Annotated in this window: 20 protein-coding genes; 13 read left to right on the top strand and 7 right to left on the bottom strand. The window is 69.7% G+C overall.

Annotated features, from left to right (window positions below; genetic code table 11):
* Window positions 1-33: 33 nt before the first annotated feature.
* Window positions 34-1221, bottom strand: a complete 1188-nt coding sequence (locus AB0O34_RS00830; protein ID WP_363911131.1) for an acyl-CoA dehydrogenase family protein — start codon at window positions 1219-1221, stop codon at window positions 34-36.
* Between the two features lie 159 nt (window positions 1222-1380).
* Between AB0O34_RS00830 and AB0O34_RS00825 the strand changes: the two genes are divergently transcribed.
* On the top strand, window positions 1381-2949 hold the full coding sequence (locus tag AB0O34_RS00825) for a protein kinase (protein WP_363911129.1): 1569 nt from the start codon (window positions 1381-1383) through the stop codon (window positions 2947-2949).
* 17 nt (window positions 2950-2966) lie between these two features.
* On the opposite strand, the gene AB0O34_RS00820 is transcribed toward AB0O34_RS00825, so the two are convergent.
* Entirely contained in the window at window positions 2967-3218 is a 252-nt protein-coding gene (locus AB0O34_RS00820; protein WP_363911127.1) for a LuxR C-terminal-related transcriptional regulator, read from the bottom strand.
* Window positions 3219-3328: 110 nt separating this feature from the next.
* Window positions 3329-5221 carry a BTAD domain-containing putative transcriptional regulator gene (locus tag AB0O34_RS00815; RefSeq protein WP_363911125.1) on the bottom strand — a complete coding sequence of 631 codons (1893 nt, stop codon included), beginning with the start codon at window positions 5219-5221 and terminating at the stop codon, window positions 3329-3331.
* Between the two features lie 385 nt (window positions 5222-5606).
* On the opposite strand from AB0O34_RS00815, the gene AB0O34_RS00810 reads away from it, so the two are divergent.
* From AB0O34_RS00810 to AB0O34_RS00780, 7 genes are all read left to right on the top strand, one after another.
* The gene (locus AB0O34_RS00810) at window positions 5607-6548 is read left to right on the top strand and encodes an ABC transporter ATP-binding protein (protein WP_363911123.1); all 942 of its coding nucleotides are present in this window, start codon (window positions 5607-5609) and stop codon (window positions 6546-6548) included.
* Between the two features lie 2 nt (window positions 6549-6550).
* Complete coding sequence (locus tag AB0O34_RS00805; protein ID WP_363911121.1) at window positions 6551-7363, top strand: ABC transporter permease; 813 nt, start codon at window positions 6551-6553, stop codon at window positions 7361-7363.
* Window positions 7364-7385: 22 nt separating this feature from the next.
* The gene (locus AB0O34_RS00800; protein ID WP_363911119.1) at window positions 7386-8546 is read left to right on the top strand and encodes a YcaO-like family protein; all 1161 of its coding nucleotides are present in this window, start codon (window positions 7386-7388) and stop codon (window positions 8544-8546) included.
* The gene (locus AB0O34_RS00795) at window positions 8546-9868 is read left to right on the top strand and encodes a TfuA-like protein (protein ID WP_363911117.1); all 1323 of its coding nucleotides are present in this window, start codon (window positions 8546-8548) and stop codon (window positions 9866-9868) included. The genes AB0O34_RS00800 and AB0O34_RS00795 overlap by 1 nt, the downstream gene beginning before the upstream one ends.
* Window positions 9869-9917: 49 nt before the next feature.
* Window positions 9918-11147: a cytochrome P450 gene (locus tag AB0O34_RS00790; RefSeq protein WP_363911115.1), complete on the top strand. Its 1230-nt coding sequence runs from the start codon at window positions 9918-9920 to the stop codon at window positions 11145-11147.
* 20 nt (window positions 11148-11167) lie between these two features.
* Window positions 11168-12202 carry a methyltransferase gene (locus tag AB0O34_RS00785; RefSeq protein WP_363911113.1) on the top strand — a complete coding sequence of 345 codons (1035 nt, stop codon included), beginning with the start codon at window positions 11168-11170 and terminating at the stop codon, window positions 12200-12202.
* Between the two features lie 181 nt (window positions 12203-12383).
* Window positions 12384-13067, top strand: coding sequence for a response regulator transcription factor (locus AB0O34_RS00780; RefSeq protein WP_363911111.1), 684 nt, complete (start codon window positions 12384-12386; stop codon window positions 13065-13067).
* Here the strand turns inward: AB0O34_RS00780 and AB0O34_RS00775 are convergent.
* The 4 genes from AB0O34_RS00775 to AB0O34_RS00760 form a co-directional block, all read right to left on the bottom strand.
* Window positions 13024-14457: an FAD-dependent monooxygenase gene (locus tag AB0O34_RS00775; protein WP_363911109.1), complete on the bottom strand. Its 1434-nt coding sequence runs from the start codon at window positions 14455-14457 to the stop codon at window positions 13024-13026. The genes AB0O34_RS00780 and AB0O34_RS00775 overlap by 44 nt on opposite strands.
* 45 nt (window positions 14458-14502) lie before the next feature.
* A complete protein-coding gene (locus tag AB0O34_RS00770) occupies window positions 14503-14781 on the bottom strand; it encodes a PqqD family protein (RefSeq protein ID WP_363911107.1) in 279 nt (92 codons plus the stop codon).
* 12 nt (window positions 14782-14793) lie between these two features.
* Window positions 14794-16254, bottom strand: coding sequence for a StsB family radical SAM/SPASM domain sactipeptide maturase (gene stsB / locus AB0O34_RS00765; protein WP_363911105.1), 1461 nt, complete (start codon window positions 16252-16254; stop codon window positions 14794-14796).
* Window positions 16255-16342: 88 nt separating this feature from the next.
* Window positions 16343-16621, bottom strand: coding sequence for a StsA-related sactipeptide RiPP (locus AB0O34_RS00760; RefSeq protein ID WP_363911103.1), 279 nt, complete (start codon window positions 16619-16621; stop codon window positions 16343-16345).
* Between the two features lie 288 nt (window positions 16622-16909).
* Between AB0O34_RS00760 and AB0O34_RS00755 the strand changes: the two genes are divergently transcribed.
* From AB0O34_RS00755 to AB0O34_RS00735, 5 genes are all read left to right on the top strand, one after another.
* Window positions 16910-17110, top strand: coding sequence for an aroma-sacti cluster domain-containing protein (locus tag AB0O34_RS00755; RefSeq protein ID WP_363911101.1), 201 nt, complete (start codon window positions 16910-16912; stop codon window positions 17108-17110).
* A complete protein-coding gene (locus AB0O34_RS00750; protein ID WP_363911099.1) occupies window positions 17107-20127 on the top strand; it encodes an AAA family ATPase in 3021 nt (1006 codons plus the stop codon). Before AB0O34_RS00755 ends, AB0O34_RS00750 begins: the two co-directional genes overlap by 4 nt.
* The gene (locus AB0O34_RS00745; protein WP_363911097.1) at window positions 20124-21002 is read left to right on the top strand and encodes a S8 family serine peptidase; all 879 of its coding nucleotides are present in this window, start codon (window positions 20124-20126) and stop codon (window positions 21000-21002) included. Before AB0O34_RS00750 ends, AB0O34_RS00745 begins: the two co-directional genes overlap by 4 nt.
* On the top strand, window positions 20992-21591 hold the full coding sequence (locus AB0O34_RS00740) for a GAF domain-containing protein (protein WP_363911095.1): 600 nt from the start codon (window positions 20992-20994) through the stop codon (window positions 21589-21591). Before AB0O34_RS00745 ends, AB0O34_RS00740 begins: the two co-directional genes overlap by 11 nt.
* A 476-nt stretch (window positions 21592-22067) precedes the next feature.
* Window positions 22068-23609, top strand: a 1542-nt coding sequence (locus AB0O34_RS00735; RefSeq protein WP_363911093.1) for an AAA family ATPase, incomplete at its 3' end; no start/stop codon positions are given.

The raw sequence follows: 23609 nt of genomic DNA, 5'->3' as shown, positions 1-23609 counted from the left end.
GGAGTGGGTGAGTCTCTGAGCGCCGGAACGTGATCAGCGTGGCGGGCGCGGCATGCCGAGCCCGATCATCGCGATCATGTCCCGCTGGATCTCGTTCGTGCCGCCGCCGAAGGTCAGCATGAGGATCGTGCGGTACATCCGCTCGATGCGCCCGTGAAGAACGGCGCCCGGGGTGTCGGTCAGGACGGCGTCCTCGCCGAAGCACTCCATGAGCAGGCGGTACGCCTCGATCGCGAACTCGGTTCCGAAGATCTTGGTGACCGAGGCGTCAGCCGGGCCGACCTTGACCCCGTGGTCCAGACCCCAGGCGATCTTCCAGTTGACCAGCTTGAGGAACTCGACCTTGGCGTGCACCCGGCCGAGGTTGGCCCGCACCCACTCCTGGTCGATGACCCTGCGCCCGTCGGCCAGCCGGGTCGCCGCCGCCCAGTCGCGCGTGCCCGCGAGCACGGCCTGGATCCCGGCCGCCGAGCACAGCGCGACCCGCTCGTGGTTGAGCTGGCCGGTGATCAGCTTCCATCCGTCGCCGGGCTTGCCCACCAGCGCGGTGCCCGGGACGCGTACGTTGTCGTAGAAGGTCTGGCTGGTGACCTGCCCCGCCATCGTCGGCACCGGCGACCAGCCGAAACCGGGTGTGTCGGTCGGTACGAGGAAGACCGAGAGGCCCTTGTGCCTCGGGGCGTCGGGATCGGTGCGCACGGCGAGCCACACGTAGTCGGCGGCGCTGATCACGCTCGTCCACATCTTCTGCCCGTTGATCACCCACTCGTCGCCGTCGCGCTCGGCCCGCGTACGGAGCGCGGCGAGGTCGGTGCCGGCCTCGGACTCGGAGTAGCCGATGGCGAAGTGCATCTCCCCGGCCAGGATCCTCGGCAGGAAGAAGTCCTTCTGCTCCGGCGTGCCGTACTCCATCAGGGCGGGCCCGACGCTTCCGAGGGTCAGCAGCGGGATCGGGACCCCGGCGGCCATGGCCTCGTCCGCGAAGATCAGCTGTTCGACCATGGTGCGGCTCTGCCCGCCGTACTCCTTGGGCCATCCGATGCCGAGCCAGCCGTCCTGGCCCATGCGGCGGATGATCCGGCAGTAGGCGCTGTCCTTGCCCATCGAGGCTGACTCGCCCCCGGACATCTCCTCGCGGAGGGGCGGCGTCATGATCTCGGCGAAGTAGTCCCGAAGCTCCGCGCGGAGCTTCTCCTGCTCTGGCGTATAGGCGATCTTCATGGTCGCACGCTCATGGTCGCTCCTCCCGGCTGAGGTATCGTGCCACGTCGCCACGTCTCTAGCAATCGCTTGGTGGGCAGGAGTGCCAGCGGTCGTCCCGCGCGAGGGGCGCCGGGTCGTTAGAGTTTCTGGCAAATCCTCCAACCCCCCGGAGAGCCGATGCCGGATGTCCAGCCCCTGGAGTCGAGCGACCCCACGCGACTCGGTGCCTGCCGCATCATCGGCAGGATCGGGGAAGGGGGGCAGGGCGTCGTATATCTGGGCGAGACGGACTCCGGTGACCTGGTGGCCGTCAAGCTCTTCCACGCCCGCATCGGGCAGGATCCCGCCCTCGCCGACACCTTCATGCGCGAGCTGGACGTCGCGAAGCGGGTCGCCCGTTTCTGCACGGCGCAGGTCCTCGACTCCGGCATGGCGGGCGGCCGCGCGTACATCATGAGCGAGTACGTGCCGGGGCCCGCGCTCAACGAGGTCGTGGCCGCGGAGGGGCCGCGTTCGGGCAGCGCCCTCGAACGCCTCGCCATCGGCACGGCCACCGCTCTGGTCTCGCTGCACGACGCCGGGATCATCCACCGCGATCTCAAGCCGCACAACGTGCTCATCGGGCCGGACGGCCCGCGGGTCATCGACTTCGGCATCGCCCGCGCTCTCGCCGGCACCAGCACGGTGACCAGCCAGGTCGTGGGCACGCCCGCGTACATGGCGCCCGAGCAGCTGACCGCGGGAGAGGTCGGCAGGGCCCTGGACGTGTTCGCCTGGGCGTCCACGATCGCCTACGCGGCCACGGGCCGCCCGCCGTTCGGCAACGACTCCATCCCCGCGATCATCAACAGGATCCTCAACGAGGAACCCGACCTCGGCGAGACCGAGGCGCCGCTGAGGGGCCTGCTGGCCGAATGCCTGTCCAAGGAGCCGTCCCGGCGGCCGTCCGCGGAGCAGATCCTCGACCGCCTGGTACGGGGTACGGGCCAGGCTCCTGCCGTGCCCACGCAGGGCCCGCCGGCCCCTCGCGCCGATCCCCGGGAAGGTCTCGCGGCCGTGACGGGGGCGGCCGGCTCGTCTGTGAAGGTCACCGCGCCAAGTCCTGACGCGCGTAAGAACGGCAGGGGAAGGCGGGTGGCGGTCGCCTCGGTCGTGGTCGCCGTGGCGATCTCCGGGGCCGTCGTCGCCGCCTTCGCGATGCTGCCGGAGGAGCGCGTGTCCGCGTTGAAGACGGGAACGCTTCGGACCTCGCAGGCGTCCGCCGTCACGCGTACGCCGGAGAAGCCCGCCGACACCGGCTCGAAGGCTCCGGTCACGACCGCCTCTCCCCTTTCGCCGGCGACGTCGCACAGATCGGTCCCGAGCGCGGGCGTCCGGCCGGTGAGAAGGTCCGCGACGACCACGCCGACCCACAAGCCGAGCGGCTTGCCCAAGGCCGAGCCGACCCGGGTGGAGCCCACGGCCAGCGAGCCCCCGCCGACCAGCACTTCCTCCCCCAAGCCGTCGCCGGAGCTCGCCGAGCTGGGTCCCGGGCATTTCACCGCCTACTGCCAGAAACTGGGCTGGGAGTACGACGAATACCGGGAGACCCCCAAGGCAGGCTCCTACTGCATCAAGCAGAAGGGCGCCGAGACCCTGTACCTGAGCGCGAGCCAGCGTGACGCGGGCTGCCAGTGGCGCTACAAGGCATCGGGCGCCTTCCACCGCTACAAGGGCAAGTCGAACTGGTGCTACATCTACCGCTGACGGGGGCGCCGGCGCGGCTAGCCGATCACGCTGGAAGCGCTGGGAGGCCAGATCCCGACGTGCAGGAGCCTGTGGGCATAGGAGTACGCCACGAGCTGGCTGCGGTTGCTGCAGGCGAACTGGTCGAGAAGTTTGCTGATCCGCTCCGCCACCGTGTACCTGCTGAGGTGCATCTCGCGGGCGATCTTCGTCGTCGTGTACCCCTGGGCCAGCATGACGATCAGCCATTTGTCGCGATCATTTATCAGGTCATCGAAAGCATGAGCCATGAGAGTCCCTTGGGTCGGATCGCCTTCACCGAGGCGCTTTGCGAGAGCGCCTCTGTGTCGACTGTAGAAAAGCCCGCTTAACCATCGGTATGGCGTGAGCATGCGGCCGGTTATCGGTGGTGGTTCCGGTGCCGTCCCCCTGTGATCGATGTGACCGGATGTCGCGCGTCGAGGGTCTCGCCCCGGTCCCACGGAGTCGGCGAGGTCGCGGTGCCCGGCTCCGGCCGGCGGGGCGCTTTGCCCTGGAGGATCTCCTCGTACAGCTTCCTGAGGACGGGGCTCGGGTCGATGCCCAGTTCGGCCACGAGATGCCGGCGCACGGCCTCGAACTGCGAGAGCGCCTCAGGTGCGCGCCCGCAGCCGGCCAGAGCGGTCATCCTCGCCGCCACGAGCCGCTCACGCCCGGGGAAGAACGGCACCAGATCGTCGAGCCTGTTCAGCACCTCTATGTGCCCGCCTCGCTCGATCTCCAGCTCCGCCCAGTCCTCGTTGATCGTGAGGTACAACTCGGTGAACCTGCCGACGGCATCGTCGATCAAGGGAACATCCGAGAACTCCGCGAGCGGCCGGGAGCGCCACAGGCGTGTGGCGCGGTCGAGCAAGGTCAGCGCCGCGTCTGCGTCGCCCCTGCGCCGCATGTCGCGGCCGGCGCCGGCGAGGTGCCGGAACCTGAGGAGGTCGAGATCCTCCGGCCCGGCGTCGAGCTGGTATCCCCAGCCCTCGTAGGAGATCCGATCGCCGATCTTCCTGCGCAACGCCGAGACGTAGACCTGGAGGTTCTTGCGCGCCGTGGGTGGTGGTCGCTCGCCCCACAAGGAGTCGATCAACTGGTCCGTCGGGACCACCTGGTTCGGGGTCGAGAGCAGGATGGCGGCCAGGAGCCGGGCCTTCCTCGCGCTGATGTGCGAGGTCGCGCCGTCCACCCGGATGTCGAGCGCTCCGAGCACGCGGGCGTCCATGCTGGGTGTCCTGTCCCGCGCCTGTCCCGCCCGGTCGGTGCCCAGCACCAGGAACCCCGCCAGGTCGATCGCGGCCGAACCCTCCTGGGTCGCCTGGCGGTGGAGTGTCCGCACCATGGATAGCGCGGAGATGGAGACGTCGTCCACTCCGGCCTTCGACTCGAACCACCGCCAGTCGCCGTCGGGATTGACCTCGAGGAAGACCGGCCCGTCCCCGGTCAGCAGGAAGTCGAAGGCCCCGTAGCGCAGACCCCAGAGCTCGGCGAGCTTGTGCACCGCCACTTCCACGGACTCGGGGGCAGCCGTCGGAGAGACCGTGACCGACGCCGCGTCGCGCCAGATCGCCTCCGGCGAGGGTTTGCCGACACGGAAGGCCCGCGTCTCGCCGTTCAGGTAGTAGACGCGCAGCTCCGCCCGGTGCTCGACGTATTCCTGGACGATCATCGGTACGTCTCGCACGGCCAGGCACCTGGCCGAGGCGCCATCCATGATCTCCGGGAAGATCCCCTCCATGGTGCCCGGTTCGGTCTCGACGAAATGCCGGTTGAGGACCTTGACGATGATCCGGTCGCTCGACAGGGCCGCGCTCGCCGCTCCAGGATCGGTCGTGACGATCGTCCGTGGCGTGCGGATCCCCGCCCGCGCCGCGTCGTCCAGCTGGACCAGCCGCCCCGGATCGGCGCCATCGGGCAGCCGGAAGGCGGACAGCGACGAGATCTGGTCGACCAGGGCGCACCACGAGTCGGCCCGGAACAGGGACGGCGCCGAGCCGTTTCCAGCGGGGATGGCCTGCGGCGAGAAGTGCCGTACCCAGGTGACGGTAGGGACGATGCGGTGCCCGTCCACGGTCAGGGACCCGTCCTCGTGCAGGGTGAAGATCCGCAGGTCCGCGAGCGATCCGGCGTCGATCCGCAGGCTCGGCACGCCGAGCGTCCGCAGCCCTCGCTGGAGCACGGCGCACTCGGCGAGTCCCGCGCGATCCGCGAGGACCACGCAGGGCAGGGGGGTCGTGGGGTCGATCACCTCCGGGAGGTGCCATGTCACGCCAGGACGGCCGGACGGCATCCGCAGAGTGTAGGGAGCGTCGCCGGATCGCCGATTGAGGTTCACTCAGAAACCACCGCCTCGGGCCTCGCAAAGGGACGTGAGCTTCGAGGGGCGGCGGCTCAGCTCCGATCCACGAGCTCACCGATGGTCATTCGCGTGGTGGGGGGGATCAGCGGGTCACGACAGCCGCTTGTGGTGAGCTCGTCCATGCGCCGATGGTCATCGGACTGGCGGGGCCGCACAATCACTCCTCTGTCGTTCGGCATATGCGTTGCCCCAATCCGCGCCGGTAGCCCACGTTCGTGGGGTTGTGTCACCTCCTTACCGCCAAGCCATACTCGACCTGCGACGCACCGTGGAGGGCGAAGTGAAGGGTGGGCCTGTGTCGGATGACGTGGTGATGGCCGAAGGGCTGACCAAACGCTATCGGCGGAGTGACAGACCGGCCGTGGACGACGTCTCGTTCGAGATCGCGCAAGGGGAGACCATCGGGCTCCTCGGGCCCAACGGCGCGGGGAAGACGACCCTGATCAAGATGATCTGCGGAGTCACCGCCCCCACCTCCGGTCAGATCCGGGTCTTCGGCGCGGATCCGGTGCGCCAGCCGGTCGAGGCCAAGTCCGGCATCGGGGCGATGCACCAGACCGGCCCGTTCGACATGATGCTGCCGGCGCTCGACAACCTGCGGATCGCGGCCCGCTTCCGCGGGCTGAAGTGGCGCGACGCCCGGCCGTGGGCGCTGGAGGTGGCGGACTTCCTCGGCTTGACCGAGGCCCTGCAGCGGCTCTGCTTCCAGCTGTCGGGCGGCCAGCGGCAGCGGTTGCAGCTGGTACGGGCACTGCTCACCATCCCGCGGCTCCTGATCCTCGACGAGCCTTCCGCGGGGCTGGACGTGGCGGGGCGGCGCCAGGTCGAACGCTTCGTGACCTGGCTGCGCGAGGAGCACGGAGTGACCATCCTGTGGACCAGCCACCACATCGACGAGCTGGAGCGCAACAGCCAGCGCGCCCTGGTCATCAACCGCGGGCGCGTGCTGCGCTTCGCCAAGCCGCGCGAGCTCGTCGAGGAGTTCGGCAGCACCCACATGCTGGTGACCGTCGAGGATGCCGAGGCGAGCCGCGTCGTGGCGGCCTGGGCCGAGGGCGCCGGGCTGACGGCCACGGCCGGGGATTCCGAGGTGCGCATCCACGGCGCGAAGGTACGGGACGTCCTGCCGGAGCTGTCGCGGCACTGCCAGGACTACGGAGTCGCGATCTCCGGAGTCTCGACCGCCTCGGACTCGCTGGAGCAGGCGTTCCTCCGGATGACCGAGAACCAGGGGTGACAATGGTCGACACGCTGCAGTTCAACAACGCTCCCCCCGCCGGGACCGCGCGAGCGGCCGACCTGTCCGCGGTGCTCTACCGGGAGTACGCGCTGCTCGCCCGCAACCGGGTGTACCTCATCCTCGGGCTGACGCCGATGCTGGTGTACCTGCTGCTGGTGAACACCTCGTTGAGCAACCTCGTCACCGTCGTCGGCTACCGGGGCGTCGAGGTGCGGTTCGCGGTCTTCCTTCTCCCCATGACGCTGGCGATGTCGGTCGTCAGCGCGGCCGGGACGTCCAGCATGGCGCTGTTCCAGGAGGAACTGAGCGGAGTGGCGACGCAGCTGTGGTCCTACCCGCTGCGCAGGTCACGGTTCCTGCTCGGCAAGGTGATCGCCGGAGTGTCGCTGGTGATGGCGCAGAGCCTGCTGGGCCTCGGTGTGGCGGTGCTCATCTTCGACTTCCCGTTCGACCTGGAAGGCTGGCTCGGCCTGCTGACGGCGCTCACGCTGGCCGCCCTGGCCTTCAACGGGCTGTACCTGGCGGTGGCGATCACGATCACCGACTTCCAGGCCTTCATGGTGCTGTCGAACGTGTCGATCCCCGTTCTGGTCTTCAGCGCCCCGTCGCTTTACACGGTCGACAGCATGCCGACGGTGCTGCAGTGGGTGGCGGCGATCAACCCGCTGACGTACGCGATCAACGGCATGCGGGACGCCGCGCTCTTCGGTTTCGCCGACGCGTGGGGGAGCCTGCTCGTGCTGATCGTCATGGCCGTCATCGGGTACACCGTGGGCGGCCGCGGCCTGCTCAACCGCGCTCGCAACATCTGACCCCGTACAAGGGCAAGGGACGATGCGGACAGACAACTCTCTCTCGTGGATCCTCTCGAACTCCGACCAGTCCAAGGTCCGGTTGCCGGGCACGGACCGAGCCCACGACCCGGCGGCCACGCTGGAGATGGCCGGCCGTGCGGCGCGGAAGGTCGGAGTCACCAGGGTCGCCGACATCACAAGGCTCGACACCATAGGGATTCCGACGTTCCAGGCCATCAGGCCGACGTCCAGGACGCTCGCCGTGTCTCAGGGAAAGGGAGTCACACCCGAGCTGGCGAGGCTGTCCGCGACGATGGAGGCCGTCGAGCTCTGGCACGGGGAGCAGCCCATGTCCCCGATCACGACCGCGCCTCCGAGCGACGTCGTCGGGCACCTGGGATATGACGTCCGCGACCTCCCGCGCTCCACGCCGACCGTGCTGCATGACGGGCTGCCGCTGGACTGGGTGCTCGGCAGGTCTCTTGTCGACGGTTCGGAAACGCTCGTCCCAAGGGATGTGGTGGCGTTCTCGCTCGTGCGCAAGGAGGGCTGGAACCCACCGGTGTTCCTGGAGTCGACAAATGGCCTGGCCAGCGGGAACACGCTGGTGGAGGCCATCTTGCACGCGCTGTACGAGGTCGTCGAGAGGGATGCCGTGACAGCGGCGCTCATCGACGGCGGCCGGGGCGTCCGCGTCCACCCGGGGACGCTGGGGTCGCCGGTCGTCGACGAGCTGTGCGCGATGATGGCGCGGGCCGGGGTCTCCCTGGAGGTCAGGTCCGTGCCGTCGCCCACGGAGCTGCCGTGCTTCCTCGCCCGGATCACGTGCGACGACTACCCTCCGCCGTTCATGGGATACGGCTGCCATCTCAGCTCCGAGATAGCGATGACCCGCGCCATCACCGAGGCCGCGCAGTCCAGGCTGGGCTATGTGTCGGGCGCGCGAGACGACCTGCGGCCGGACGTCCACAAGGACCCGGCTTCCAAGCGCCCGCCCGTCCCGGCGGCGCAGACCGGGGAAGCGGTCCAGGAACTACCGGCTCACGAGAGCCTGGTCGACGACCTGGAGGACGTGGTCAAGCGGGCCGCGGTCGCGTTCTCCAGCGCGCCCCTCGTCGTCGATCTGACCCGGGAGGACATCGGAGTCCCCGTCGTCAGAGTGGTGGCGCCCGGCAGCCGCCTCATCCCGGAGGTGTTCTAGTGAGCCCCCAGAAGGTGGTCGTCTACGCCGGGCCGACGATCTCCCGCGACGAGATCCTCGATGTGGTCCCGGAGGCGCAGGTACGGCCGCCAGCGGCCCGCGGCGACCTCCTGCGGGAAGAGTGGAGCCGGGACGACACCGCCGTCATCATCGACGGCTACTACCGTGAGCGGCTGTCCGTGGGCCACAAGGAGATCCTCTGGCTGCTCAACGAGGGCGTGAACGTCATCGGCGCGGCGAGCATGGGCGCGTTGCGGGCGGCGGAGCTGAGCCCGTACGGCATGAGCGGCGTCGGGTCCGTGTTCCGCATGTACGAGACCGGCGAGGTCGACGGGGACGACGAGGTCGCGATACTCCACGGGCCCGCCGACAAGGGGTACCCCGCCGGCACGGTGGCGATGGTCAACATCCGCTACGGCTGCCAGGAGGGGGCGAAGACGGACCTCGTCCCGGCGGCGGCCGGCGAGCGGATCGTCCAAGCGGCGAAGGCCAGGCCCTTCACCCACCGGACCTGGGAAGAGCTGGAGGGGGAGCTCGGCCGGGACGACCGCGACGCTCTGAGAACGCTGGAGCGGATGATCGGGACGGGTGAGTGGGACCTGAAGCGGCTGGACGCGGTCTCGGCGCTGAGGGCCGTCGGCGACCGCCGGGCCGAGGTGTCCGGGGAGTGGGCGGCCGAGGTGGCCCTGACGGGGATCACCCACTACGAGGCGCTGAGATGGCGGTCGACGCGCGAGTACGCGCCGGGCAGGTGGATGTCCGATCTCGACGTCCTGAACGCGGCGCGACTCTTCGGCGACGACTACCCCCGGTTGCACGAGGAGGTCCTGACCCGCCGGCTGGAGGACTTCGCCGGCGCGCAGGGCCTGGAGGTGGAGGCGTATGTCCGCGCCAAACTCGGGGTGGACGACCGTTCCGCCCTGCCATCCGCCCTCGCATCGTGGCTCACCGAGACGGAGCTGGCCACTCTGCCCGCCGCCGAGCAGCGCCGGCTGGTCATGGTGAGGGTGTGGCCGGTCTGGCAGTCGGCCGACTGGAGGCCGGACGCCCTCGCGCGGATCCGGGAATCGAGCCACTGGCACGAGTGGTCCGGCATGGTCGCCCGCGCTGATGAGGTCGCGGAAGAGACCCGCGGCCGGGTGGTCGTCCCGCCGCCGGAGATGTGCGGAAGGCTCTTCCTGCGCCACTGGCAGCGGCGCGGGACGTCACCGGATGTCGAGATGGCCCGGCGGGGGTTCTTCGGGATGGAGGATCTGGGCCGCACCGCCACGAGGTTCTTCGCGATGGACGTTCAGAACTCCCGCCGTTCCAAGACGCATTGAGCGGTCATCGCGTGCGGCCGGCCGGCCACGCACTCGTGAGGAGACGGCGATGAGCGCGACCACGCTTGGCCAGTCGTTCGACCCGGCCGGCCCGGAGCATCGTCCCGACCCGCACCCGCTCTTCCACCGGATGCGCGAACGGGCGCCGGTCTACCGCCACGTGAGCCCCGGCGGCCGCGCGTTCTGGTACCTGACCCGGTACGCGGACGTGCAGCGTGCGCTTCTCGACCCGGACATAGGGCGGCAGCTCGACCGGCTGCCCGACGAACTCGCCGCGCTTCACCACAAGTGGGACCACGACCCGCTGGCGATGGTGCGGCGGAACATGTTCAACCTCGACCCGCCCGACCACACCCGGCTGCGGCGGCTGATGGCGCCCGCGTTCGGCCCCCGGACGGTGGCGGCGCTCGAACGGCGCATCCATCAGGTCGTCGGCGAGCTGGTCGAGGGCATGGCGGCGGCGGAAGGCGAAGTCGACCTGATCGAGGCGCTGGCCCTGCCGCTGCCGATCCTGATCGTCGCCGAGCTGGTCGGCTTCCCGATCGACGACCGGACCCGGCTCCGCGCTTGGAGCGACGACATGCTGCGCAGCCGGGACGCGGTCCGGGTGCGCCGCGCCGGGATGGAGTTCGTCGCGTACGTCAACGAGAAGATCGACGAGCGGCGGGCCCACCCGGGTGAGGACCTGCTGTCCCAGCTCATCCGGGCGGAGGAGACCGGGGACGGGATCAGCCATGCCGAGCTGGTGTCCAGCGTGTTCCAGCTGCTGCTCGCCGGGGACGAGACGACGGTCAACCTCATCGGCAACGGCGTGCTGGAACTGCTGCGCCACCCGGACCAGCTGGCGCGGCTACGCGAGCGACCACGGCTGATCGACTCCATGGTCGAGGAGGCGCTGCGGTTCAACGGCCCGGTCGGGCACTCCCGGCTGCTGTACGCGATGGCCGACGTGGAGATCGGGGGATCCGTGATTCCGCGCGGTGACATCGTCGTGCCCGTGCTGCTGGCGGCCAACCGCGACCCGGCGGTGTTCCCCCGGCCAGATGTCTTCGACATCGGCCGCAGCCCGAACCGGCATCTGGGCTTCGGCCACGGGATCCACTTCTGCCTCGGTGCGGCGCTGGCACGGCTGCAGGCCCGGGCCGCCATCGGCACGCTGGTGCGCCGCTTCCCCGATATGGCACTGGCCGTCGATCCCGCCGGCCTGCGATGGACGCCTGACCTGTTCTTGCACGGTGTACGACGCCTGCCCCTGCTGGTGCGGCAGCGCCCCCGGTGACGTCGAAAGGGTTCCAGCCGATGACCGACCACGTGACGAGTCCCGAGGGGTACGCGAACCTGTCCCGCATGGCGTTCGGCTTCGCCACCTCGCAGATCCTGTACGCGGCCGTCCGCCTGGGCGTGCCGGACGCCCTGGCCTCCGGTGCGCTGCCGGTCGAGCACCTGGCGAACTCCGTCGGGGCCGACCCTCGGGCGCTGCACCGGCTGCTGCGGGCACTGGTCGTGCTGGGCGTGGCCGAAGAGGGGGCCCCCGGGCATTTCGCGCTGGGCGAGCTGGGCCTGCCCCTGCGTGCCGACCATCCGCTGTCGATGCGCTCCAGCGTGCTGCTGTTCGGCGACCCCGCGACGTGGCAGGCGTGGGGAGCGCTGACCCACGGCGTGCGAACCGGCGAAGCGGCGTTCGACCACGTGCACGGCCGGCCCCTCTTCGACTACCTCGCGGGCCATCCGCACCTGTCCGAGATCTTCAACACGGCGATGCGCGAGGGCGCCGAGCAGATCGCACCCGCGGTCCCCAAGGCGTACGACTTCACCGGTGTCCGCACCGTGGTCGACATCGGTGGCGGAAACGGCACCGTGCTGGCCGCGATAGTGGCGGCCACGTCCGGCGCCCAAGGGGTCCTGTTCGACACCGCGGAGGGAGCGGCGGGCGCCGCCGGGACGTTCCAGCGGGCGGGGGTGTCCGATCGGTGTTCGATCGAGGTCGGCGACTTCTTCGACGCCGTGCCCGAAGGCGACCTGCTGCTGGTGAAGGGCGTCCTGCATGACTGGGACGACGATCGGTGCACCACTCTGTTGCGCGGCTGCCGCAAATCGATCACCGCCGGCGGGCGCCTGCTGGTGCTGGAACCGGTGATGCCGGAAAGGCTCGGCACACCGGAGGCGGGCGGAGTCGTCATGAGCGACATCGCCATGCTCGTCTACACCGGCGGGCGGGAACGCGGCAGGGAGGAGTTCCGGCACCTGCTCGCGGCCGGCGGGTTCGATCTGGCCGAGGTCACCCCGCCTCTGGCGGGGTCGGCGATCCGGATCCTCGTCGCGGACCCGGCCTGAGTGCGGCGCTGACGCGAGGGGGCCTCATGAGTACCTGGCCTATGTGGCCGGGGGGATTGAGTAAGTCACCTGCTCTGGTGGCCCGGCGGGCGGGCGCGCATAGTGTGCCGGTGGCACAAACTCACTCAATTCGGATTTTAAGGTGATACAACGGTGCGAATCGGGCTCTACAGGTGAGGCAATGCCTGCTCTGCGGGTCGTCGTCGGCGAGCCGGACCGGGTGGTGCGCGCCAGGCTCAGGGGCGTGCTGCACATGGGCAATGGCGTCTACGTGGTGGGGGAGGCCAACGCCGCGCACCGGCTGAGTGATCTGGTCGCCCGGCACCGGCCGAGGGTGGCGGTGGTGAACGCGGCGCTGCGGCAGGCGGCCGGCGCGGAGTTCGACTCGGTCGTCACGGCGCTGACCAGGAAGAGGACGCAGGTGGTGCTGGTCTCCGACGCGCTGGATGAGGAACTGCTGGCGCGCGCGCTGCGCGAGGGTGTCGGCGGCTTCGTCCACCGGCAATCGCTGTTCGAGGAGATCGTGCCCGCGGTACGGCTGGTCGCCGCGGGGCACACGTTCATCTCCAGTGCGATGATCACGCGGCTCCGTGATCGCATAGCCGCCGTGGTCACCGGGGTCGATCACCAGCTCGCGGAGCTCACCCGGCGCGAAGCCGAGGTGCTCGCTCTGGTCGCGACCGGGCTGTCGAACGCCGGCATCGCCGAGAAACTCGGCATCGGCACTGGAACGGTCCGCTCCCACCTGGCCCGCATCCTCACCAAGCTGCAGGCGACGAACCGGGCGCACGCGGTCGGCATCGCGTACGAATCCGGCTACATCACGGGTGGATGTCACCACCAGCGGGCACACGGGCAGGCCTGATCGGCGGAAGCGACCGCGAGAGCCACCACTTGTACAACTCGGGGTACTGCATTACCGCCTCCTCCGTTGTGAGGAGGGGATCCGGCTCTCCCGTCATCGCCAGGAACAGCGATGACCTGTCCTGCGGGGCATCTGTGGAGATCAGCGTCTGGGCGCGGAAGATGCCGGCCGCGATTTCCGGGCTACTCAGCGCCGCCCGGGCCAGACGGGTCTGAATCCGGCGCTCGAACGGAGACGGCTCCCGCTGCCCGCCCGCTTCAGGGCCGACGTGCCCGCCGTCCTGCTGGATCGCCATCTGCCATGACTTCTCCGCCTCCGCCGCCATGGCGACCTGCAGTTCGGGGGCGAGGGAGGGTTCGAACCCGCGCCGTGACAGCTCCCCGTCCAGCCTGAGCGCACTCAGCGCGGCGACCGACATCCCGTGCGAGTGGACGGGATTCACCGCGACGACCGCGTCGCCGATCGCGACGAAGCCCACGGGCAGGCGCGCTCGTTCGAAGAACCGCCTCCTGTTCGACGTGTCGCGGTAGGGCCGGATGCCGCCGACGGGCGTGGCCGTCGCCATGAGGTCCGCGACGATCGGGTCGCGCAGGGAGCGCGCGAAGCGCACGAAGCCCTGCTCGTCGGCCGGCGGCTCACCACCCCGGGTGCCGGTCAGGGTGACGACCCACCGGTCGTCCTCGACCGGGAACAACGTCGCCCCCTGGGCCGGCCGCCCCTTCGCCGGACGAGGGTGAATCATGATCGCCGGAATCGCGGCGGCGAGTTCGGGAGGCGCCTGGTAGACCCACGTGGAGTACGCCAGGCCTGAGGAGACGGTCACCTCCTCGACCTCCGGCGCACCGATCTCGGCCAGCCACCGCGGCGCCTTCGACCTGCGCCCCGTCGCGTCGACGACGAGATCCGCCTCGACGGTCTCCGCCGGGCCGCCCCCGCGCGTGACCCGGACTCCGGTGACCCGCGTGGCGTCTCCCACCAGCCCGAGCGCCTGCGCGCCTTCCCACATCGAGACGGCGCCGTCGCCCAGCGCCCGCCGCCTCACCACGTCATCCAGCAGTCCCCGGCTGCACGCGATGAGGCAGGCTTCGGTGTCGAGACGCCGGAACCATCCCTCCAAGGCGAGGATCAGCGCGTCGCCGGGGAGGCCCCGCCGACGCGCGCCTCGCGCGAAGAGCGCCTCGACGGCACCGGGAAGCAGCGTTTGCAGCGCCCGCACGCCGCCGGTCACCAGCACGTGGTTGTGGTGGGACTGGGGCAGGCCCCGGCGGGGGCGCGGGCCGGACGGGTAGCGATCGTTCTCGATCACGATGACGTCGTCCGCGTGCTTCGCGAGCACGGCGGCGGCCAGCACCCCCGCGAAGCCCCCACCCAGGACGACGGCCCTGGTCATGGAAGCGCGGTCAGCACGGCTGACCGAACAGGGTTCGTGACCGCCTCATGCCGGGAGCTCTTCGATCAGCTCATCTTTGATCATGGTGCCGATGAAGTCCTCCACATCCATCCGGATGCGGCTGCTCACCAGGGCGCTGCTGCCGGCGAACTCACGGGACAGCTTCGAGATGATCGGTTCCCGTTCTCCGTCGCTCGCGATCAGCGTCCATATCCTGGCGGCCGTCGCGTTCAAACTATGGAATTCCCCGGTTTCTGTGTGGTACAGCGAGATGCCTTCCTCGGTCTCTTGCCATATCACAGCATCATTGATCTGCAGTGACACACTCCACCTCCGCTATACCGGGCTTATGGGAAGCAGCTCGCCGATCTTGATGGCGTCGGGCGAGGGGGGAACATAGGTCTTCCAGTCGTCGAAGACCGGGTGGATGTCGCCGTTGACGACCAGGCGAGGCGTCGTCATCTCGACGTTCTTCCTGGTGAGCTCGGAGGCACTGACGCCGGCTTCCAGCCAGAGCTGCGTGGCGATGCCGTGCCGCAGGATCCTGCACTGGTGGCGGCTGTTACGCCGCAGGTCGCCGGACTCCGCCATGTGAGCGGCGCGGCATCCTCCGCCGCAGGACGACTTGATGTAGCACTTCTCGCAGTCGGCGTGGAAGTCGCCGCCGAACACCGAGCTGTTCCGCATCTCCCGCAGGACCGGGCTGGCGAAGGTCTCCGCCAGCGACTGCCGTCGTACGTTGCCCGCGTAGTGCGACTGTCCTGTGACGAGCTTGCACGGGTAGACGTCGCCCAGCGAGTTGATGTAGATCTCGTTGCCGCCCATCCCGCAGCTGGCCCGCACGGAGCACGGCGACATCGGCTTGGGCCCGTCCGGGCTCAGCTTGCCGGCGGCCGGCGATGTCCAGGTGATCTCCTGGATCCTCATATGATCTTGCCAGCCGAAGTCGTACTCGTCGGTCACCCCGCGGCCCAGGTTGTTGTGGTACATCAGCCGGATGCTGTGGACTTCGAGCCCGTCGATGAACGTGGCGAAGTCTTCCAGCTCGTCGATGTTGTCCGAGGTCACGATGTGATTGATCTTCGGGACCACGCCGGCCTCGTTGAGCAGCTGCAGGGCGCGGTGAGTCTTGGCGAAGGAGCCGGCGCCCCTGGTGCGGTCGTGCGTCTCGGCGGTGCCGCCGTCGACGCTCACCGTGACGGAGTTGAACAGCTCGGCGAACCGCTGCGCCGTCGCGGGCTTCCTGATCATCGTGGCGTTGGTGACGATGTTCGACTTCAGGCCGCGCTGATTGGAGTGTTCCACTATCTGGAACAGGTCCTTTCTCAGCATCGGTTCGCCACCGGTGAAAACCAGGATCTCGGCCCCGAAGTCGGCGATCTCATCGACCAGGTGAAGCGATTCGGCGGTGTTGAGCTCACCCGGCAGGCATTTCTCGGAGGAGGCGTAGCAGTAGGGGCAACGGAGATTACAGCCGTCGGTGATGGCGTAGTACACCTGGCGGAGCGGTGGCTCCTTCATTTTCACCGTCGGACGTCTGCCGTCGTAATAGACGATCCAGCTCAGGATGAGCTTGGCGAGGGTCCGTTCGGTCTCGTCGGTCTCCTCCAGCGGCGCCGGTTCGCCGCTCGCCTGGGAACGGGCCAGGGCTCCAAGGACGCCGAACTCGCGCGCACTGAGGACGCACCGGCCGCCCACCCGCGGGTTGACCACCATGAAGTCGTCGTCGTGCACGAAGTAGGTGAGGTCTTCCGGTACGTGGAGCAACGCGCGGTTTCTGGCCAGCTTCCCGGACATCCGTTTCCCTTCACACTCCCAGCGGCAGATGCGGCCCCGAGCTCTGTACGGCGACAGGCGGTCGGGGCCGCCCTGCGAGCCGTTCGGACTAGTTCGCCCCGGACCCGGACCCGGACCAGGCGCCGCACAGACATGACGGCGCGGCCTCGATCTGGTTGTGCGCCACGACCTCGGGGGTGGCCCACTGTCCACTCGCCGTGGATTGCGACAGCACCTCGGGCAGGACGGCGGGAAGCCGGGACTTCAGGGAGATGAGGAGGTCGACTTCCTCTCGGGTCAAGGTGGCGAACGCCTCCTCGATCTCCGCGGCGATCGGGCTGTTCAGGACTCCAGCGTCTCGCAGCTCTTCCGTCGGATCGAAGGCCATGCCTTCACCTCTCTATCTGGTGGGGTTGTGTTGCAGGTTGAGTATGGGCTGGCCGCGAGGAGGTGGCACAACCCCACAAACGTGGGCTTACCGCCGTCGGTTATGGAGCGGTGGGGAAACTCGCGATCGCTCGGCGACAACCACACGAATGTGGGTGCCCGGATCGCTTGCGGTCATTGATCAGCCGTTTCAGGCTTGTCGCGCAGGACGATATCCACACTTCCGAAGTCCGATGTTCCGGCACTCACCCGTCGGCTCGCGTCCGGTCGCTGATCAAAGGAAGAATTCATGAACAGAACCGGATCGGGCACGTTCGACGCACTGTCCAGACTGCGTGCGGCGGGGCATCCCATCGACCTGCTCGACGAGCGGCAGCGCCGGGTGTTCGCCGAGCTGTCGGAATCCGAGGTCACGTTGCTGAACTCGATCAAGAAGCGCCTGGACGACGCCGCGGGTGAAGTCGAGGGACAGGAGCTCAAGCTCGTATGACAGGCAAGGGCCCGCGACCCGCCCGTCGTCACATCGTGGTCCTGTTCATCGACATCGTCGGGTCAACGGAACTCGCCGAGCGCCTCGACCCCGAGCTGCTCCTGCAGATCCTCGAGAGCTACTACGCCGCGTGCAGGGCGGAGATCTTCATACACGGCGGCGTCGTGGAGAAGTACATCGGCGACGCGATCATGGCCGTGTTCGGTGTTCCCGCCAGCCGGGAGGACGACGCGCTCCGGGCGGTCCTCGCCGCGTACGGGGCGATGTCGGCCGTGCACCGGCTGAGCGCCGAGATAGCCCCGACCCACGGAGTCCTGCTGGACGCCCACTGCGGCATCGCCTTCGGTGAGGTGATAGTCGTCGGCTCGTCCGATTCGGATGTGCGCGTGATCGGCGACACGGTCAACACCGCGAGCCGCCTGCAGTCCGCGGCGGGAGACGGCGAGATCCTCGTGGGGGACGAGGTCGCCCGTCTGGTCCGGCACCACGCGGTGCTGGACGAGGTTCCCCCGCTCACGCTCAAGGGCAAGAGAGATCCCGTACGGGCGTGGCGGCTGGTCGCCGTGGAGCCCGATCGCGGCGAGCCGGGAACCGACACGATCCCGTTGATCGGCCGCACTGAGGAGCTGCGCCAGCTGACGCAACTCCACGAGCGTGTCATGCGCGACCAGCAGTGCGGCATGGTGACCCTGCTCGGCGTCTCCGGCATCGGCAAGTCCCGGCTGGCCAGGGAGTTCCTGCACAACCTCCCCGATGACGTGACGGTCCTCACCGGCCGGTGCCCGTCGTACGGTATCGGCGCCACCTACCGGCCCATCGCGGAGATGCTCCAGGCACTCAACGGCGAATGGCCCGCCATCGCCGAGGCCGTGGGCCCGGAAAGCGAGCGGGCGTTGCGCGGGCTGGCGGGCCCGGACGCCACGGAGTACGGGGACACCCCTGGCATCGCGGAGATCGCGCAAGCCGTACGGTCGTTCTTCGAGGCCCTCGGACAGCGCCGGCCGTTGGTGGTGGTTCTGGACAACCTTCAGTGGGCCGAGCCGACCCTCCTCGACCTGATCGTGGACTGCGCGACGTGGCTCGCCGACGTTCCCGTGCTCCTCGTCTGCGTCGCCCGGCCCGAGCTCTACGAGATCCGTCCCTCCTGGGGAGGAGGCATGGCCTGCGCCATGTCGCTGGAGCTCGGCCCGTTGAGCGAGCCGCACATAGCGCGACTCGTGGCCGAACTGTGCGCCGGACGGGCGGACGTCGTCGCCCACGACGACGACGTCATGTACCAGCGGGTGATCTACGGCTCGGACGGCAACCCGCTCTTCGCCGAGCTGATGCTGGAGACCCTCGCCGAGGGCGCCGCCTCTCTCCCGCCCACCATTCAGGCGCTGCTCGGGGCCCGGCTCGATCGGCTGAGCGAAGCGGAGCGGGGGGTCCTGGAAAGGGCCGCGACCATCGGGCAGGCCTTCACGGTGGACCAGGTCGAGGCGCTCCTCGACGCCGACGCCCCGACGACGGCGCTGCCGCTGCGGCGGCTCCAGCGCGACCGCCTGATCCGGCGTGGCGCACTCCCGCGGTCGTTCGAGTTCACCCAGACCCTCACCCGGGAGACCGTCTACGCGATGACGAGCAAGGAGTCGCGCGCGGACTGGCACCGGAGGCTGGCCGACTGGTTCGGCGAGCGGGCCGCCGGCGCCTCCGGCGACGCCCCGTTCCCGGGATCGACCTCAGGAGATGTCAGCCAGCACCTGCTGGCGGCCTGCAGGTTCATCCGAGAGGTGCGCCCCGGTGATCCGCTGTTGCCCGAGCTGACGGACCGGGCCGCGGACTCGCTCATCAGGGACGGCGGTGAGGCGTTGCACCGCAAGGACCTGCCCGCGGCGATCGCCCTGCTGGAACGGGGCCGGGAGATGCTGCCGCCGGGCAGGGACGAGCACCGCTGGCTGGCCGTTCGCATCAGCGACGCGGAGCTGGCGCGGGGGGAGGGCGCCCGGGCGGTCGCGGCGCTGGACCACGCGGAGGGCCTGCTGCCGGACGACCCGCGGACCCTGCTCATCTGCGCGATACAGCGGGAGATCCTCGCCCTCCGCTCGGGCACCCGCGGGCCGGATCTCGGATCCCTTCGGGAGCGGCTGGAGCTCGACCCCGGAGACGAGCTCAGCTGGTGCCGGTTCCACCAGCTGGAGTCCTGGATCCACATCGACGACGGCCGTTTCGGCGCGGCCGACCAGGCGCTTCGGGACGGGCTCGACCGGGCCCGGGCGATGGGCGACCGTTACGAGGAAGACCGCCTGCTCGGCGGGCTGTGCGAGCTGGTGCAGTGGTCGCCCACCCCGGTGCGGGAGGGGCTCGCGCTCTGTGCCGACCTGCTGGCCAGGTTCGCCGGCGACCGCGCTCTGCTGGTGCCGGTCCTCGTGACCAGGGCCCGCCTTCTGGCGCTCTCGGGCGACCTCGGCACCGCCCGTGAGGCGCTCGACACGGCCGCCCGCTACGCGGACGAGCTGCACCTCGGTCTGTCGGCGATCGTGGTCGTGCAGGTACGGGGGCTGGTGGAGTCCCTGGACGGGAACCACGAGGTCGCGATGGGCCTGTTCAAGCGTGCCGCCTCCGCGCTCCGCGCCGTGGGGCACGGGGCGCCGGCCGCCACCCTGGAGGTCTACACGGCGCGCGAGGCGCTCCGGCAGGGAGACGTACGGCAGGCGGCCCTCGCACTGGCCCAGAGCGAGGCCGGGCCGCGCCAGTTCCGCGGCGAGCTGGCGGCCGTCGCGATGAGGGCCGCGATCGCGTCACGCGAGGGCGCGCACCCGGAGGCGCTGAGCGCCGCCGAGCGCGCGGCCGAGCTGCTCGAATCGACCGACGACCCGTGTCTTCGAGGAGACGTCCTGCTGGAGGTCGCGGAGGTCCATCGAGCCGCCGGACGCGACCCGGCCGACGCCGCCTGGCGCGCACGCGACGCGTACCTCAGCAAGGGCGCGACCCTGCTGGTGCGAAAAGTTCACGACTGGATGGGGGAGCCGTGTCCATGACGCCGACGAGCATGCCGCCCTGGCGACGGGAGAAGCGCGCTCACTTCCCCGGAGTGCCCGCGTGGGGACTGGCCACCACGCGGCAGGCCCCGGAACGCTTCCAGGTCAGCCCGCTGGCGGAGGTGTCCAAGGAGTGGGCGTGGGGTGGGGCCGACGGCACGGGTGTGCGCGTGTGCGTGGTGGACACCGGCGTTGACGCGGGACATCCGAGGATCGGCGGCCTCGAACGGTCCTTCGAGGTCGTCAGCGGGGACGGGGGCAAGCCGAAGATCGTCGGCTGTGACCCCGCCGACCCCGCCGGTCACGGTACGGCCTGCGCCGGGGTGATCAGGTCGATCGCTCCCGGAGCGTCGCTCACCTCGCTTCGCGTGCTCACCGACGGCAAGACCGGCACGGGTGACGCCCTCATGGCGGGGCTGAGCTGGGCCATCGACGCGGGGTTCGACCTGATCAACCTCAGCCTCTCCACCACGAGGTCCGACTTCCGGCAATCGCTCCAGGAGCTCGCCGACCGCGCGTACTTCCGGCGTTGCCTGCTGGTCGCCGCCGCGCACAACATGCCCGTGCTCAGCTTCCCGTGGACGTTCTCCTCCGTGGTCTCCGTCGCCAGTCATGACGAGCCCGACCCGATGACGTACTACTACAACCCCGCGCCGCCGGCGGAGTTCCACGCGCGAGGGGTCAAGGTGCCGGTCGCGTGGGCCGGCGGCAGGGAGATCCGCAGCACCGGCAACAGCTTCGCGGCGCCGCACATCACCGGCATATGCGCCCTCATCCTGAGCAAGCACCCCTGGCTGACGCCGTTTCAGCTGAAGACCGTCCTCTATCTGGCCGCGGACAACACCACGCAGAACGGAGAGGCACATGTACCCTGACGACTACGACGGCACCGAGCACAGGTTGCTGCAGTCCATCGTCGAGGTGGCCCGCCACATGTTCGGCGCCGCCGCCTCCTCCATCTTCCTCGTGGACCCGGACACCGGCGACCTGGTCTTCGAAGCCGTCTCGGGCGAGGGCGAGAAAGAGCTGGTCGGGAGCCGCTTCCCGGCGGGAACCGGGATCGCGGGCTGGGTGGCCGCGAGCGGGCAGCCCATGGTCGCGGACGACGTGTCGACCGTGTCGCAGTTCGCTCAGGACGCCGCGGAGTCCACCGGTTACGTCCCGCGCGTGATCATGGCCGCACCGCTCATCCGGTTCGAGGAGTGCATCGGCGTCCTTGAGGTGCTGGATCCTTCGGCCTCCCGCAGCGATCTGGACGACATCGAGCTCCTGGGGCTGTTCGCCATGCAGGCCGCCTGTGGCCTTGAGTTCCTGCTCCGGTTGCGGGAGAGCCGGCGGGAGCCGGACGCCGATCCGTACACGCTCCTGCGGCGCATCGGCGAGAGACTGCCGGGGAAGGCCCGGCCGTCGGACGCGGCGGCCGTACGTCTCCTGGCCATCGCCGACGAGCTCCTCGCACCCTGACGGGCTACCCCTGGTGCAAGGCCGTTTATGGCTGTTAATCGAATGCGGCGACCCCAGATATCTTCTCAGATCGTGACGAAGAGGACAGCGCTCCGAATTACGTCATAAATGAGGATTAAACACCTGTTGTGAGCGGGTTTGGGGCGCCGCAAAGCGAGAACCTTCACTTGAAGAAGATCAATGACCTCCTGCCGCCTCACGTGAAGGGGCGCGGTATGCCCGCGTGCCCGGATTGGCTGGTCAGGCGGGGAACGAGCGCGAGGGCCGCGGTGAGGCGATATCCCGCCCGCCCTTCCGGCTCGACAATCACCGAGTCACGTTCGATTCTTGACACTGTAAGAAGCAGTTGACCGCCGTGCACCGAGTCGCTCCAGCCAGTCGGCTTTCGCGACCGCTACTCAAGGAGAGCCGTGGCTTTACCACCCCGGTCATGGTGCAGCGCCGTGGTCACCGTGACGACGTTCTGAGGGGGCGACATGGGAGACGGCCCTCCGCGTGACGCGCGCCCCGGCGACCTGTGGCCGCTCGTCGGACGCGCCACCGCGCTGCGCGCCATCACCGAAGCGGCGACGCAGGCGGACGCCGGAGGAGCGGTGATCGTCGGACAACCGGGAGTGGGCAGGACGCGCCTGGCCAAGGAAGCGGTCGCGCGGCTCGCCGCGATGGGGCACCCGACGTCCTGGGCGACCGGCACCCGTGCCGCCGGGACGATCGCGCTGGGCGCGCTGCTCCACCTCGCGCCCCTGGGCGACGCGGCGATCCCCGCCACGGGCCGCACCTTCGGGCGGATCGTTGAGCGTTTCAGCGTTCCCGGTGGAAAACGGCCCGTGCTCGTCGTGGACGACACCCATCTGCTCGACAGCGCCTCCGCCGCGCTCATCTACCAGCTCGCCGTGCACACAAGGACCTTCGTGCTGCTCACCGTACGACAGGGCCAGACGACGCCCGACGTGGTGACGGCGTTGTGGAAGGAAGGGGTGGCACAGCGCGTCGATCTTCAGCCGCTGAGCGACGGCGACGTCGACACGCTGCTCGAACGCGGCCTGGACAGTCCCCTCGACGCCGTCACGCGCCGCACGCTCCGCCGCCTGTCGGTCGGCAACCCGCTGGTGCTGCGTGAGCTCGTCCAGTCGGGACTGGAGGGGTCCGCGCTGCGCCGGGTCGACGGCCTCTGGCATCTGGACGGCCGGCTCCAGGTCACCCACCGGCTCGGTGACCTGATCGAGGCGCAGATGCAGGTCGACGATCCGGCCGTGCTGGCCGTGCTGGAGGTGCTCGCCTGCAAGGAACCACTCGGGCAGCCCGTGCTGGAGGGCATCACCGGGCACTCCGCTGTGGTGCAGGCGGAGCGGCGGGGGCTGGTGGTGGTCGAACGCTCCGGATCGCGGCACCAGACACGGCTCACGATCCCCGCGTACGGGGAGGTCATCCGTGCGCGGATGCCACGCGCACGGGCTCGCGCGATCTGGGGGCGGCTCGCCGAGTCCCATGCCGCCTCGCCGCGCCGCCGCGCGGATGACGCGCTCGAGCTGGCCGTGTGGAGGCTCAAGGCGGGGCTCGGCTCGTCGGCGCAGGAACTGCTGGCCGCCGCCCGGAGCGCCGCCGAGCGGCTGGAGCTGGAACTCGCCGAGCGGCTGGCGGTCGCTTCCCGTGACGCCGGCGGCGGGGTGGACGCGAACCTCACCCTGGCCGAGGTGCTGGCGTGGCAGGGGCGCTACGTCGACGCGGCCGGCGTACTCCCGGCTCCTGAGGAATGCGACGGCGAGGAACGCGCCGACCGGCGAGCGATCCTCAGGGAGAGGATCGACTACTGGCGGCACGAAGCCTCACCGGATCAGGGGCATCCGACCGGCGAGAGGGCCGCGGAGGCGGTGAGGATCTGGACGATGCTGCTCGAAGGGCACGTCGAGCGGACCCTCGCGGCCGGCACGGCGCTGCTCACCGCGCCGCGCGACGGTGGCCCCGCCCGGCCGCATCCACCACTGTCCACCGCGCCGCGCGACGGTGGCCTCGCCCGG

The sequence above is a fragment of the Sphaerisporangium sp. NPDC088356 genome, from assembly GCF_040685555.1.
GTDB lineage: Bacteria > Actinomycetota > Actinomycetes > Streptosporangiales > Streptosporangiaceae > Sphaerisporangium.
The sequence above is the reverse complement of the archived record's forward strand: the minus strand, read 5'-3'. Positions and strand labels throughout refer to the sequence as shown.

Bases quoted from the DNA above. Each gene is read 5' to 3' on its own strand.
- stsB (WP_363911105.1), bottom strand. From the start codon at position 16,254: ATGTCCGGGAAGCTGGCCAGAAACCGCGCGTTGCTCCACGTACCGGAA.
- AB0O34_RS00780 (WP_363911111.1), top strand. From the start codon at position 12,384: ATGCCTGCTCTGCGGGTCGTCGTCGGCGAGCCGGACCGGGTGGTGCGC.
- AB0O34_RS00745 (WP_363911097.1), top strand. From the start codon at position 20,124: ATGACGCCGACGAGCATGCCGCCCTGGCGACGGGAGAAGCGCGCTCAC.
- AB0O34_RS00825 (WP_363911129.1), top strand. From the start codon at position 1,381: ATGCCGGATGTCCAGCCCCTGGAGTCGAGCGACCCCACGCGACTCGGT.
- AB0O34_RS00800 (WP_363911119.1), top strand. From the start codon at position 7,386: ATGCGGACAGACAACTCTCTCTCGTGGATCCTCTCGAACTCCGACCAG.
- AB0O34_RS00830 (WP_363911131.1), bottom strand. From the start codon at position 1,221: ATGAAGATCGCCTATACGCCAGAGCAGGAGAAGCTCCGCGCGGAGCTT.
- AB0O34_RS00760 (WP_363911103.1), bottom strand. From the start codon at position 16,621: ATGGCCTTCGATCCGACGGAAGAGCTGCGAGACGCTGGAGTCCTGAAC.
- AB0O34_RS00750 (WP_363911099.1), top strand. From the start codon at position 17,107: ATGACAGGCAAGGGCCCGCGACCCGCCCGTCGTCACATCGTGGTCCTG.
- AB0O34_RS00755 (WP_363911101.1), top strand. From the start codon at position 16,910: ATGAACAGAACCGGATCGGGCACGTTCGACGCACTGTCCAGACTGCGT.
- AB0O34_RS00775 (WP_363911109.1), bottom strand. From the start codon at position 14,457: ATGACCAGGGCCGTCGTCCTGGGTGGGGGCTTCGCGGGGGTGCTGGCC.
- AB0O34_RS00820 (WP_363911127.1), bottom strand. From the start codon at position 3,218: ATGGCTCATGCTTTCGATGACCTGATAAATGATCGCGACAAATGGCTG.
- AB0O34_RS00785 (WP_363911113.1), top strand. From the start codon at position 11,168: ATGACCGACCACGTGACGAGTCCCGAGGGGTACGCGAACCTGTCCCGC.
- AB0O34_RS00790 (WP_363911115.1), top strand. From the start codon at position 9,918: ATGAGCGCGACCACGCTTGGCCAGTCGTTCGACCCGGCCGGCCCGGAG.
- AB0O34_RS00740 (WP_363911095.1), top strand. From the start codon at position 20,992: ATGTACCCTGACGACTACGACGGCACCGAGCACAGGTTGCTGCAGTCC.
- AB0O34_RS00805 (WP_363911121.1), top strand. From the start codon at position 6,551: ATGGTCGACACGCTGCAGTTCAACAACGCTCCCCCCGCCGGGACCGCG.